This is a genomic window from Microbacterium sp. Root553 (assembly GCF_001426995.1).
Classification (GTDB): domain Bacteria; phylum Actinomycetota; class Actinomycetes; order Actinomycetales; family Microbacteriaceae; genus Microbacterium.
Map to the genome: position 1 here is coordinate 205,143 of NZ_LMFY01000001.1, position 12,711 is coordinate 217,853.

At 63.6% G+C, this 12,711-nt stretch carries 13 protein-coding genes, 1 tRNA gene and 1 pseudogene; 8 read left to right on the forward strand and 7 right to left on the reverse strand.

Annotation, left to right across the window (positions count from 1 at the left end; translation table 11 throughout):
• Nucleotides 1–267 (reverse strand): hypothetical protein, encoded by a 267-nt coding sequence (locus ASD43_RS00905; protein ID WP_056412336.1) that lies wholly within the window; start codon nucleotides 265–267, stop codon nucleotides 1–3.
• A 682-nt stretch (nucleotides 268–949) separates the two neighbouring features.
• Between ASD43_RS00905 and ASD43_RS17080 the strand changes: the two genes are divergently transcribed.
• Complete coding sequence (locus tag ASD43_RS17080) at nucleotides 950–1,285, forward strand: hypothetical protein (RefSeq protein WP_157550660.1); 336 nt, start codon at nucleotides 950–952, stop codon at nucleotides 1,283–1,285.
• A 62-nt stretch (nucleotides 1,286–1,347) separates the two neighbouring features.
• On the opposite strand, the gene ASD43_RS00920 is transcribed toward ASD43_RS17080, so the two are convergent.
• Together ASD43_RS00920 and ASD43_RS00925 are read right to left on the reverse strand one after the other, a co-directional pair.
• Nucleotides 1,348–1,839 (reverse strand): hypothetical protein, encoded by a 492-nt coding sequence (locus ASD43_RS00920; RefSeq protein ID WP_157550663.1) that lies wholly within the window; start codon nucleotides 1,837–1,839, stop codon nucleotides 1,348–1,350.
• 275 nt (nucleotides 1,840–2,114) lie between these two features.
• Nucleotides 2,115–2,396 carry a hypothetical protein gene (locus ASD43_RS00925; RefSeq protein WP_056412347.1) on the reverse strand — a complete coding sequence of 94 codons (282 nt, stop codon included), beginning with the start codon at nucleotides 2,394–2,396 and terminating at the stop codon, nucleotides 2,115–2,117.
• 364 nt (nucleotides 2,397–2,760) lie between these two features.
• Between ASD43_RS00925 and ASD43_RS17085 the strand changes: the two genes are divergently transcribed.
• Together ASD43_RS17085 and ASD43_RS00935 are read left to right on the forward strand one after the other, a co-directional pair.
• Nucleotides 2,761–3,474 (forward strand): hypothetical protein, encoded by a 714-nt coding sequence (locus ASD43_RS17085; RefSeq protein ID WP_157550666.1) that lies wholly within the window; start codon nucleotides 2,761–2,763, stop codon nucleotides 3,472–3,474.
• A gap of 12 nt (nucleotides 3,475–3,486) precedes the next feature.
• Complete coding sequence (locus ASD43_RS00935) at nucleotides 3,487–4,188, forward strand: hypothetical protein (protein ID WP_157550669.1); 702 nt, start codon at nucleotides 3,487–3,489, stop codon at nucleotides 4,186–4,188.
• Nucleotides 4,189–4,436: 248 nt separating this feature from the next.
• Here the strand turns inward: ASD43_RS00935 and ASD43_RS00940 are convergent, their stop codons facing one another.
• Both ASD43_RS00940 and ASD43_RS00945 read right to left on the reverse strand, forming a co-directional pair.
• Nucleotides 4,437–5,045, reverse strand: coding sequence for a hypothetical protein (locus tag ASD43_RS00940; RefSeq protein WP_056412356.1), 609 nt, complete (start codon nucleotides 5,043–5,045; stop codon nucleotides 4,437–4,439).
• Nucleotides 5,042–6,199 carry a DUF4236 domain-containing protein gene (locus ASD43_RS00945; protein WP_162247467.1) on the reverse strand — a complete coding sequence of 386 codons (1,158 nt, stop codon included), beginning with the start codon at nucleotides 6,197–6,199 and terminating at the stop codon, nucleotides 5,042–5,044. The genes ASD43_RS00940 and ASD43_RS00945 overlap by 4 nt, the downstream gene beginning before the upstream one ends.
• A gap of 898 nt (nucleotides 6,200–7,097) precedes the next feature.
• On the opposite strand from ASD43_RS00945, the gene ASD43_RS00950 reads away from it, so the two are divergent.
• The 4 genes and pseudogenes from ASD43_RS00950 (at nucleotide 7,098) to ASD43_RS16835 (ending at nucleotide 10,532) form a co-directional block, all read left to right on the forward strand.
• Nucleotides 7,098–7,553: a hypothetical protein gene (locus ASD43_RS00950; RefSeq protein ID WP_056412362.1), complete on the forward strand. Its 456-nt coding sequence runs from the start codon at nucleotides 7,098–7,100 to the stop codon at nucleotides 7,551–7,553.
• Nucleotides 7,554–7,583: 30 nt separating this feature from the next.
• Complete coding sequence (locus tag ASD43_RS00955) at nucleotides 7,584–8,201, forward strand: RNA polymerase sigma factor (RefSeq protein ID WP_056412366.1); 618 nt, start codon at nucleotides 7,584–7,586, stop codon at nucleotides 8,199–8,201.
• Complete coding sequence (locus ASD43_RS00960; RefSeq protein WP_056412369.1) at nucleotides 8,198–9,184, forward strand: hypothetical protein; 987 nt, start codon at nucleotides 8,198–8,200, stop codon at nucleotides 9,182–9,184. The genes ASD43_RS00955 and ASD43_RS00960 overlap by 4 nt, the downstream gene beginning before the upstream one ends.
• A gap of 338 nt (nucleotides 9,185–9,522) precedes the next feature.
• A pseudogene (locus tag ASD43_RS16835) lies at nucleotides 9,523–10,532 on the forward strand (IS3 family transposase).
• Nucleotides 10,533–10,856: 324 nt separating this feature from the next.
• On the opposite strand, the gene ASD43_RS00975 reads toward ASD43_RS16835, so the two are convergent.
• Nucleotides 10,857–10,941: transfer RNA gene (locus tag ASD43_RS00975), tRNA-Tyr, on the reverse strand.
• Nucleotides 10,942–11,027: 86 nt separating this feature from the next.
• Nucleotides 11,028–11,957, reverse strand: a complete 930-nt coding sequence (locus ASD43_RS00980; protein ID WP_056412374.1) for a carbohydrate kinase family protein — start codon at nucleotides 11,955–11,957, stop codon at nucleotides 11,028–11,030.
• Nucleotides 11,958–12,043: 86 nt separating this feature from the next.
• Between ASD43_RS00980 and ASD43_RS00985 the strand changes: the two genes are divergently transcribed.
• The gene (locus ASD43_RS00985) at nucleotides 12,044–12,646 is read left to right on the forward strand and encodes a hypothetical protein (RefSeq protein WP_056412377.1); all 603 of its coding nucleotides are present in this window, start codon (nucleotides 12,044–12,046) and stop codon (nucleotides 12,644–12,646) included.
• The last annotated feature ends 65 nt before the right edge of the window (nucleotides 12,647–12,711 follow it).

The window sequence follows — 12,711 nt, forward strand, 5'->3', positions numbered from 1 at the left end:
TCAGGCCGAGCCCGAGTCGCCGGAGGCACTGTCGCTGGTCGTCACTCGCAGAGTTCCGTTGAACTTCCAGGTCGCCCGCGGGGCATCCGGCCCGATGTCGCGGGGCACCTCGACAGTCATGTCGTCGAACGTGTAGTTGACTGCTGCGCCGCGACCCGTGAGATAGGACCACATCTCCCGGCCGAGGTCGGTCCAGTCGGTGATCGATGCACCGGTGGGCCCGGAGGCGGAGTCGAACAGTTCCGCGGGGTCAGTCGACTCGCTCATGGGATGCTCCTTTGCTAGATCCATGTCTGTGAATACGAGTATGCGCCTGGGCTCCATGGCTGTCCAGAGCTATCTGGACAGGGTTGAGAAAGGGTGTCGAGACGCCTTCCTGCGCCTTTCCCCGAGTGGCAGAGCCGGTGTGTCACACCTCAGTGAGATCTTCGAAGATGTAGTGCTCTGCAAGAACGGTCATTGCGGGGGCGGAGCAATGGTGAAGAGGAACAGCGACAACAGCGATGGGCCCACTGTCGCAAACAGCAGCACTCCGACCGCTACGACGAACCCGGTAAGCGAGAAACCAGTGCCCCGCAGCGAATCGTCCGCTTTGAGCGCCTTCCTCGACGCGAGGGCGAACCCGATCGCCGCGCACGCCAGAAGGGTGACTGATAGCCACCACCCGCTCGTGAGCACCGCCCCCAGCGCGAGAAGGCAGCTTGCGAAGGCGTTTCGGTCGTATCGGCCTTTTCGTTGTACTTCCACGTCGATCCTTCTTCGCGTGTGTCCAGCAGGCGATGGTCAGCCTGGCGGGCACACGCGCATCGCTCGCCAGGTGGTCGTCCAGCCCCCACCCGAGTTGACACGCAATCACAGGGAGAGGTCTTCCGGGAGGCTACCGGAGCTCCATGAGCCATGGACCGTCGCCAGGGCGGGCGGTGACGACGTTGAGCTCGCTCGAATCATCGTGAGCGACTTGTCGGACACCGCTCCTACGGCGACGTTGATCTCGCCGTTGCGGGTGTTCGAGATCGCACCCTCGCTCGCGATCCGCGCTATCGAAAACCCCATGCACACCGGGATCGCGTCGGATCATCCATCTGCTGTCGCCACTCTCAGCGATGAACACATCTGTCTCGAAATCTGTAGCTCGAAGCATCGAATCCACAGGCCAACGGCACCACACAGGTCACGCGACCATCCCCCTGAAGATGGACACGGCTACGGCTCGCTCATTGTCAGACACGCCCTAGACGAGGTGCTGCGCGATGCCGAGCATGATGCCTGGGCATGGCGTTACTGACGCGTCCCCGCGGCTGCCCGCGCGTCGTCCCGGTTGCGGCGGCATCAGATCCAATCCATCGGTCAAGCGGGCGATGCCTGAGAGACGCTTTGGATAGCGTCCCGGAGTTCCTCAGAGCGGTCGCTGCGGATAACCCGCGAGCCCTCGTTCGTCAGCGTCAGCCACACAGCGGAGCCAGAGGACCACAAGACGAATCGGTCCGAACCGACGATGCGCCACCCCAGGCCACCGGCCTGCGAAGGACTCACATCTGCGGCTTCGACCTTGTCAACGTCAGTGACGGGAATGTGCATGACACGGAACAGTGAGAGATGCGCATCGATGTGCGTTGCACTCACCGAGACCCTGGTTCGCCTGTCGAGGCCGATGAGTCCGGCCCCGAGGATCAGGATGAACCCGGCGATGAGGAGCCCGATGACCCACCCGCCGATCTCCTCTCCGTTGCCGACCACGACCGGCGCTGAGATCGCGGTGATGACGGCCAGGAACACCAGCGTCGATACTCCTGCGACTGCCAACCACCGCGGACCGATGAGGGTTTCACGAAACACCACGGGATACCTCCTCCGTCGAGTCTCCCTTGTGGCGATCGTCGTGCACCACATGTTCGCCCACCGCGGTCAGGGCCTCGTGAGTAACTATCCACTAAACAGCCACGCACGCGACAAAGCGCCTCACCTGAGGTACGGGAGTACGTCGGGCGTGATGTCCACTTCGACGCCCTCCGCTTCGTACTTCTCGAGTTGGCGTACAACCTGAGCTGTTCATTGGCGATACGGTGAATCCAGGCTTCCATTGACTCATCGGTGAGGCCGACCGACGTCTTGACCTAATCCAAGTCAATGGTGAAGAGCATCTCGTGCGCGCTCTTGTTCCGGAGCCGGTTGAAGCTCCGGATTGCTCGAATCAGAGGGACGTCCACGGCAGCGGTCGCTTCGGCCAAGGCCAACTTGTGTTCAAAGCGGGCGTTGCCCCAGTCGATAGCGTCCGGCCGTTCGAGCTTGGTGCGCGTCACATATTCGAGCAGAGCCTCGATCCAGAGATGACCACGAAGCAGCACACCCCTGTCATCCGCATCCCGCAGCGCGTCAACCAACTCGGCGAAGTGCACATTCGTTCAAGTCGGCGCTCTTGATTCCCACGCATCGAACGTAGAGGACAAGACATCATCACGCATCCAGCCAGGTAAAGCGGAGGCCCGCCTGCGAGCGCATATCTTGGCTGCACTCAGTCGCTCTGCTTCCGCAACGTCGCCGCGAGCGCCAGTCTCCAGTTTTCCTGCTGACTCCGCCGCGCGGATCCAGGTCTACGAAAAGTGTGTATGGATTTCGCCGGTGATGCAAAGGGCGATCCGGGTCCCCCGAAATGGGGGACAGACGACTTGAGGCCCTCGCTCGTAGCGTCAACGAAACGCGCAGGATGGCATCAGCGCACGAACCACGTGCACCACTCTTGCTCGCAGGAAGGACGAACTCATGAGTCCGAAGGTTGTTAGCAAAAAGGGAGCAGGTCTAGCCCTTGCACTTGCTCTGCTCGCCGGCACCACGGCCGCTCCGGCGAATGCGGACACAGATTCCCCTCAGGCCGGTCCACCACCCATTGATCTCACATCACAGCAGGAAGCGTCGATCCGCGCCGAGTTCCAGCGCTTCGGCGTCGACCCGTCCGACCAGGACGCACTCATCCACGGTCTGGAGACCGGAGAAGAGTGGGACAGCTCAACGGATGTCGCGCCAGCTTCAGTCTCGAACCAGGTCATCGACGGGATCGATTACACCATCAGTCGGTACGAAGACGGATCGTTCCTCGCAGCAGGACTCGAAGTCCCGCAGACCGCGAACCCGAACGCTCGTGCGATCCAGAGCTGCGCGACCTCGGGCACCAGTGCAGGTGTGGCATACCGAACCAAGTGCCTCATCATCGTCACGAACGGGGCGACCTCCGCGCAGTTCCGAGCGAGCATCTCCTGGTGGGCGTCCGGTACCTCCATCTACGACGTAGGCGCAGGGTTCGTGAACTCCGACGTAGGAGTGGTCAGCGCGGGCAACTTCTCCTCCTCTACCGCACCGGGGACCACGAAGTGGACACAGTTCAATTGGACCACCACCATTGACGGCTGGTATCAGGCGACCAGGTATGTCCGACTGACCCTCAGCACCGGTGGACCGTCCACCTCCTCGAACTACTAAGAACGGACCAGCATGTACAAGTGGAAGCGCGGTACAGCTCTCGTCACCGCAGTCGTAGCGGCTTTCGGGGCAGGTTTTATGCTCGCCCCTGCTGCAAGCGCAGCAACGCCTTCGGCGACCATCGAGCTCAGCCAGGACGACATCGACTACTACTACTCGGTCGCCGAGCGATTCGGAGTTCCCGCGGCGGTCCAGGAGTCCCTCCTGGAGAAAGTGAAGGCGGGGATTCCTCTCGACTCGTCGACCGGCGTGGCACCAGTCTCGACAGTGACGACCGAAGTCGACGGTTTCGAGCGCACCGTCGAGACCTTCCCGGACGGTTCAGTCATCGGGACAGATATCGAGATCCCGCAAGTAATCGAGGACGGAGTATCCGCTCGCGGCGTTGCAGGCTGCGTGACAGGCGCCAGCGCTGGTGTCTATTACGGACAGGACTGCTGGGTGTATTCGTCGTCGCTGACGATGGGCGCATCGTTCTATGCCAGCTACTCGCAGTGGTCGACTGGCTCAAGCGTGTGGAACTGGCACACACCTGAAGTCAACATCGTCGGTGGCACAGTCAGCAATCAGGTCTGGAGTCACGCCACCGGAACCAACAGCAGCATCACCCTCAAGTGGAACTCTCACATCGGCGGCATCGTCACCGTGGGGACTTGGTTGCGTTTGAACGCCAGCCCTGGTGGGATTTCACAGACCCGTGGTGGAACCTGGTAACCAAGAATCGAGAGTCTCATGACACACGCACTCCTAGTTCTCGCAGTCATCGTGGTTCTGGCCGCGGTTGCGGTCGGCTTCGTGTACCTCATCGTCCGTGCCACGCGTAACCGGCGATAGCAGAGAGCGCCTGCGGCTTCGGTATGCGGCAGCTGTCAAATCGGACAGCTGCCGCATACTCGAGCGCATCGGCCGTTGACAGCCGAGGACTAGTCGAAGTGCACCTTTCGCCTGATGTGGGTGACAGGTTAGATGGCGTGCGCGAAGTCCTGAACCGCGCGAGCGAGCCGCCACGCATATTCGAGGAACTGGCTTTGCAGCGGACTCCGCCCCGCGGACACTCCCTGGCTCGCCGTCAGCATCCAGAAGGTGCTCGCGTCCATGCTCGTCTCCCCCTTGCCGCCATGGTGCGCGGCGACGCCGTTGCGGACCTGACGGAGAGCGGTCATGAAGTCTTTGTCAGTGTTGATGGGTTTGAGTTCTTCTTTGAGCTTCTGCGAGGCAGCGAGATACTTCGCCGGTGACGCGTGCGATGGAGTGCCGGGCCGGCTGATCTCACGAATGGCGTCGCTGATACGCTTCGGGACCTTCTGCAAGGCCTCATGCAGGTGCAGGGCCAGATACTTCTCCCAGACGTACCTGTCGTCCGATGACACCATCAGTCTGTGGATGAGAGCCTTCGTCTCGTAGTCGATTAGCGCCAGGTAAAAGATGAGCTCGACCACTGGTCGATGCGATGCCCAGTCGGGGCGCTGCTTGAGCGTCAAAATTACGTGGGCGGCGTCCTGCGCTGCCTCACGTGCCGCGGCGACAGCATGCTGAAAAGCCGGCTCATCGAACTCGTCCTCGAAGGTCACCCTGCTGCTGCTTCCATACGGCGCAGCGTGTTTTCCAGCGCGGCGGCCGCGTCGGGACGCGAGCACTGCACTCTCCAGTTGAGTCCCTGCACGTTGGTCAGGTCGAGGTTGCTGTAGAGCATGATGGGGAGCACGGGATTGTTGGAAAAGCGACGGTCCGGTCCACCTTTCTTGTTGACGTACTGCCAGGTCTGTCCGACCTTCACTGAGTCGCGAGGGGTGACGCCGGGCGCTTCGATGAACTGCTGCTGCCGACCCTGCACACGCAGGTGCGCGTACGAGACATCCGTGTAGGTCTTCCCGTCACGGACGAGAACACGGTCGGGCAGAAAGTGAAGACTCGTCTTCCCCGCGATGACAGTGGGCACGGCCACATTAGTCGCGAGATTCTTCGGACCGCTCAACGATGCACTCGCGTCAACCTTCTGGACGATGTTGCTCGCGCCAGCGTTGCGCTTGTGCTGATGCAGGGTGTGCACCTGGCCCGATGCCACTGTCCGCCACAGCTTCGTTGCGTCGGTGAACCATCCCCAGTTCGTCACCAGCTCATCGAACTGTTGGGCGGCGGCGTCGTTCACGTCGTAGAACACGACGGCCTTCGTCTTAGCTGCGTCACGCAGGAACAACCACCAACACAAAGGGATGGCGAGGAGCCAAACGATGAGTCCGAACGGGAGGGTCGCCGCACCCAGGAGGGCGGCGGCCGCGAGGATCCACCATGCGAGACGGGTGTGACGCGCTGCCGCATTGAGTTGCTCGACGATCTCCCCACCACCGGTGGGCTGCATGTCGATGGTGGTCGCGCCCGTCACGTCTTCGAGTACGACCGCGCCCGGGTTGTATGGCACGTATGCGGGTGCCGAAGCGAGGCCGGCCCGCAAGCCGCCGGTCGGGGTAGAGCCGAGAGAGGTGCGGTAGTAGACCCCGTTCGCGCCCATGTGGACGTAGTTGCCGCGTGGCCCGGAACCCAGCCGAAAACCGGGGACTCCCACACTGACGCCCACACCCGACTTGCTCAGGTTGAAACGGAACGGACCCGCTTTGACACTCTTGCGAACGTAGAACCCCACGGTCGTCGTCTCCCCTGCTCCACAACGGTTGCGGCGCCTTTCACTTGACGTCACGCGGCCCAGGCTGACGACGAAGACAAGCACCTCAGAATCCCTCACCCAATGCGTGAAGAATTCTCATTATGGCGTTGCTGCGAGCACTCCCCGTTCACTGGGACGTCGCCTCGTCCACCATCATCGCTAGTTTGCTCAGAACCCGAATTCCTTACACACTTTCTTCGCCCACCCGCCGGCGCGAGTGCTCGCGTCATGATGAGTCCAGTGCGTGAGACATGGGGCACAGATGTACTTCGAAGTGAGCAACGACGCCGGCGGCCACCCGACATGGAAGCTGTTCGGCGAGAACCACGAGATGGTCGCGTGGGCTGGAGAGCTTCGCGAGCACGTACAACGCGCAGCGCGCCGCGCGCCGCGCGCGCATTCCGAGCGGCAGCAGACGTCGCCCTTTACGAGGTCTATCTCGATGGCGCAGCCAAGTACAGATGGCGCGCGCTCCGCGCAGACAACAAGGTGGCGGCCTCCGGCGAGGCGTTCGCCAACCGATACAACGCCGAACGCGCGACGGAGAACGTACGCTCCGGCGCGGGTCGTGCGACGGGTCTCTGAGAGAGGACACCCCGCGCTACTAGGCGCCTTACTGTTCTAGAGGTACTCGCTTGAGGTGACTGAGCCCTCTGATCTCGAACTAAGCGACGCAGTCTTCGGCGAATGAGCGCACCTGGGCGCAGAAATCGTCATGGTCGCCCTCGCGGGGGCTGTGCTGCTCACGGCGAGGACCCTGGACTAAGCCTCTCAGGAGCCTGACCCCGAGCGCTTCGGTGCAACGTTGCGAAATAGGTGTGTAAGGAAGTCGCAGCAGGCGCAAAGGGTGCGGGATGGGACCGCTCTCCCGCGCGGATACTGAGATCGGAGGCCGAGAAGGAACTCCGACGGGGCGCACGAATGGCCCCCGGTCATCTCACATCCTGACCCGGGAGGCATCATGAAACGCACCATCACGGCCATCGCTGCACTCGTTCTCGCGCTGGTTCTTTCGCCTGCAGCGGCCAACGCGGAGACCGACGAGCTCCACCCGGACGTCGAGTACGCGTTGGAGGCCGTCCCCGGAGGTATCGCGGTCAGCGACACCGAGGTCGTGTGGCCCGCGCTCGGGATGATTCTTGAGGCTGAGTCTGCGATGCAACGAGCCGTCGGAAGCTGCGCCACCGGAACGTACTGTGCGTACGCCCAGCCTGGCCTTAACGGCACAAAGCTGACCTTCACGATCTGCGCCAATGTGAGCACCTCCGCCCTGCAGACCGTGGGATCCATCGCCAACGGTCGAACTTCGGGTAGCGTGCGCGCGCGCAACTCTTCGGGGACGACACTTGCGACGGCTGGGGCGAACGGTTCCGCGAACGTCGGCGGAGGCACCACCAACCTCCTCTGCACTCTCTGATTCGCCGGATAGCCTGAGGGGACGAGCAGGGTGAGCGAGACGGCGGTGATCATGCGGGGCAGTCTTTTCGACAACCTCCGCGTCGTCATGGACAACGGCGATTACTTCCCGTCAATCACTTCGTCACGCTCCAGCGGTTCCTCCCAGACGACCGGCCCCAACAAGGCCGTCGTATTCCGCGGCCTCTTCGACGAGTACTGGCCTGTGGTTCGGCACCACCTCTCCTGCTTCCTCGAAAGTCAGGAGGAAGCTGACGAGATTGCCGCAGAGGTATTCGTCGTCGCTTGGCGGAAGCTGAGTCCTCGGAAGCCGATGGGCCTGCGGTGGTTCATTCGCACCGCGGACAACAAGCTCCGCGATGTCGACCGCAGTGCTCGCTCGCGGGGACGGGCACTGGATGCACTCAGCCGCGGTCTCCAGAACGCGGCGGACAGAATTCACCCGCTGGAGGCGTTGGCCCTTCGCCAGGCGATGAAGATCCTCAACGCGCGTGAGCGTCAGGTCGTCGTCCTCACGTATTGGGACGAGCTCAACGCCGGGGAGGTCGCGGAGGTACTGCATTGCAGTCCGGCGGCCGTCTGGACCACACTTACCCGAGCACGCACGAAACTGCGAACGCAGCTGGTAACGAAGGAGGGCGAACGATGAACATCTCCGACGACGAGCTCGACCGACTGTTTCGCGCCTCGAAGCCCGCGTCCGCGGAGCGCTTCGCCCCACTCACCGCGCGCGAGATTGCCATTCGTGAAGGCATCATTCGACAGACCTTCGCTCCCTCTCCCACCCGTCGCCGACGCGTCGGCTGGGCATGGGGCGGAGTCACCGCTGCTGTCGCGTCCATCGCGGTCATCACCCTCATCGCGGTGAACGTCCTTGGCCCCACGCAATCCGCCGTCGCCCTCACTCCCCCACCCCTTCAATACGCCAACGCACAACCGCTGGACGCCGTGGTCGCCGACGCGCAGCAGAAACTTGACCTGTCCGCTGAGGTCGCCCAGCAGTCCGAAGTAAGAGCCATCGGCTGGGGATGGAACATCGACATCGCGAAGGAGCACGTCGAAGTGGTTCCGCAGGAGTCGCTGTTCGAGTGGTCGCCAGAAACAGGTTCGGTCAGCACCGTCATCGCCGCCGAGTCCTACTGGGCAGATGGTGAGCGACCGGAGGGCGTTACGGAGAGCCCCTACAAGCCAGGCGATGTGATCAGTGAAGTCCAGACGAACCCGGAGGATCTCGATATCCCCGCCGGGGTGATGGCTCTAAAAGGCGCAAGCCGCGAGGACCTATCCGCGGCTCTGGCGGACATCGGTGCCACGCCCGACTCCTCGTCCGGAGAGCTTCTCCTCGCCATAGGCCAGCTCCTGAGCTACTGGACCTTGACGGACGAGCAGCACGCCACCCTCATCAGCATGCTGGTCGATGCGGGCGGAGTCACCGTCCTCGGCGAGTCGAAGGACCGCTTGGGCCGAGACGTGACGGGCCTTCGCGTCGCTGACGAAAACAGTGAATTCCAGAACACGCTTCTCATCTCCCGCGACACCGGCCGAATCGTCGGCATGGAGAATGAGCTCACCAAGCCGATGGACTTCATCCCCGCCGGCGTCGTCGGATACACGCTGTGGGACGTCGAGTAACCAGCGCCGATTTTCGCCACGCCAGAGGACGCAACAGCGGACGGGCGGGCGCCCTCTGTTCCCACCCCATCTGCCGCCGTAGTGCGCGAAACACGCATTCTCGGGGCACTCGACGAGCGGGCGTCGTTGAACGACAGGGATGACCTGAGCTGTAATCGCAGCGAACCGCGGCCTCGACTGTGAGTTCGTTGACGATTTTGGGTACGCCGTCCGGGGCGATGGTCTTCGGGATGCGCAACGCGGCGGCCATGAGTGGACATAACAGAGGTCGGGACTGCTGACGGTTTGGTTGACTCCAACGCTGTGAGGATTTCGGTTCTCACGGGAGGATGGTCAATGTGCCCAAAGCATTCCCCAAGGAGTTCCGGAATGATGTCGTCGCGGTCGCGCGTCGGGGCGACGCCCCGATCAGCCGGATCGCGAAAGACTTCGGCGTCTCGGAGTCGTGCCTGCAACGCTGGCTCAAGATCACCGACATCGAAGACGGCATCAAGCCCGGTGTGACCCAGGCCGACGCAGCCGAGCTGCGAGAGGCGCGCAAACGCATCCGGTTACTCGAGCAGGAGAACGAGATCCTCCGCCGAGCGGCGGCGTATCTGTCACAGGCCTCACTCCCCAAATGATGTTCCCGCTGGTCCATGAACTGGCCGCTGACCGGATTCTTCCGGTGGCGTGCGAACCCCGTGTCGCAACGCGACTGGGACAACTGGCAGCATCGGAACGGCGCGTATGGCGGCTGTGCTCTGAACAGAAACTGTGGTCGGTGTTCTCGAAGAAACGCGGCCTGAACCGGAAAGCCGGACCGCCCGTCCACGACGATCTCGTGCTCCGCGACTTCACCGCGACACGGGCGGACCAGTTGTGGTTGACCGACACCACCGAGCACTGGACGGACGAGGGGAAGCTGTATCTCTGCGCGATCAAAGACGTCCACTCGAACCGGATCGTCGGTTACTCGCTCGATTCACGGATGACGGCGGAGCTGGCAGTCGCCGCGCTTCGCAACGCGGTTGCGCTGCGCGAACCCGTCGGAACGACGCTGCACTCGGACCGCGGGTCCCAGTTTCGGTCGCGGAAGTTCGTCGAGCTGCTCCGCCAGAGCGGGATCACGGGATCGATGGGGCGCGTCGGCGTCTGCGCGGATAATGCGGCGATGGAGTCGTTCTTCGCGCTGCTGCAGAAGAACGTCCTCAACAAGAAGAGGTGGCACTCGAGACAAGAGCTCCGCCTCGAGATCGTGACCTGGATCGAGCGGACCTACCACCGCCGACGCCGGCAACGACGACTCGGAAGGCTCACACCCATCGAGTTCGAGATAATCAACACACAAGCCGCTCACGCGGCCTGAATACCCCAAACAAGACGAGTCAACCAAACCCTCAGCAGTCCCCATCGTCGAACTCGCGTCCGGTTCGGGCCTTCGGCAAACTGAGGAACCGCCCAGTCCGTCCCGACCGAGACTCATTTGGTACTCACTACACTCGGCACCCCAGCCAGCGCACCGATCATGTGAGACTGCTTATGATCGGCAGCGGCCACGATGGTTGTCTCAAATAGGCAAGCAAAGCGTTGAAACGAAGAAGAGCCGTCGACTCCTCGACGGCTCTTCTTCGGTATTCCGGTCTAGCTGAGATACGAGAACGTAAGCCGGCTAGAACCGAGAACACCCCTGTGGTGGCGAGTGAGGGATTCGAACCCCCGAATGCTGAGCAGTCTGATTTACAGTCAGATCCCTTTGGCCGCTTGGGTAACTCGCCATTGCACACCCGTCCGACTTGGACAGCCAACCGGGGGCACGATAGATAATCATACCTGCCGGAGGCGGGGGCGAGAAATCGGATCGTCAGCTGCCGAAGACGCCCCGGTCAGCATCGGCCAGGGACTCCGGGGTGCGCAGCAGACCGCCCTCCGCTCGGCACGTGGCGGCTGCGACCTCCATGGCTCGCACGAGGACCCGCCGCCATCCCTCGGCATCCACGGGGGTGCCGTCGGCAAGGCCCGCGGCCACCGCCGCCAACGTCGCATCGCCCGCCCCGACGGTGTCGACCACTCGGCCGGGCAGCGTGGAGATCGGTGCGGTGACGACCGCGCCGTCCGTCTCGAGCGTCGCGCCGTCGGACCCCGCGGTCGCGAGGACCGCGCGCACGCCGAGGGAGCGCAAACGGGAACGCAGCGCGTCGAGATCGCCGTCATACAGGAGCCCCGCGTCGTCGACGCCGACCTTGACGATCGATGCCCCCGCGGCCACGCGCTCGAACCCGCGCACGAACTCCTCTCGATCGCTCAGCATCCCCGCTCGGGGGTTGGGGTCGATCGCCAGGCGCGCATCGCCCACGGCGTCGACGAGGGCGTCGACCTCGGCAGGGACGTCGAAGGGGAAACAACTGACGGCGACGAGTCCGGCGTCCGAGATCGCCTGCACGGCCTGCTCCGAGTAGCGGATGCTGCGCCGCTGCGCCGCCTCGTTGAAGACGTACACGGGTTCGCCGTCAGCACCGCGTTCGACGATCGCCCGGGACGAGCCGTTCGGCGCTGTGCTCGAGATCAGCGTCACGCCGTGGTCGTCGAGGTACTCGCGGATGTGGGCACCCGCCTCGTCATCGCCGACCATGGCGATGAGCGTCGTCGGAACGCCGAGGCGACGCAGCCCCACCGCGACGTTCAGCGCAGCACCGCCGACCAGCTCTCGCACGCCGCCGTCACCGCGGATCTCATCGATCAGCGCATCGCCGATCACGACGGCGCCGGGTGCTCGGGAGGATTCATCACTCATTCCGCCGAGACTACCGCGCCACGAGCTTCCGTGTCGGCACGGTCCGCCTGCGCCGCGAGGCATCGACCGCGCGCTACGGTGAGCGCATGAACGCGCGACTCGCCGCCGGCGCTGCGGCTCTCCTGCTCACCGCTGTCTTGGCCGGCTGCGGGGGCCCCGGCGGCGGGTCCGATTCCGGTGGCGCGAGCGCCTCCCCAGATACATCCGCGAGCGCAGACCCGGAGGGCACGTCGAGCCCGTCGCCCTCAGCCTCGCCGACACCGACCTCCACTCCGGTCGCCCTTCCCACCGACTGCCGCGCCATCCTCTCGGATGCCGTCCTCGCGCAGCTCGACGGCATCCCTCTCAACGACGCGGCCTTCGGCCCCTCGGGCGTCGGAGACGACGGCACCCTCACCTGCATCTGGGGCGACCCCGGCGCCGACACCACCAACCTGGTGACCACCGTGTCAGGCATGAACCGCGGCCCTGCGCTCGACATGCTCAACGCGCTCGTCACGAACGAGGGCTTCAGCTGCTTCACGCCCGACGACGGCACGCGGTGCGAGAAGACCTGGCCGAACGCACAGTATCCGGTCACAGACGGACGCACGCTGTTCTGGCGCGACGACATCCTGATCGACACGCGGTACTCCAACCTCGCGCCGGACGGCTACACCTCGAGCATCATCGCGCACCTGTTCGACTGATCCCGCCCGGGCACGACTGCTCCTGTCCGGACACGAAGAAGGCCCCGGGCGGATCGCCCGGGGCC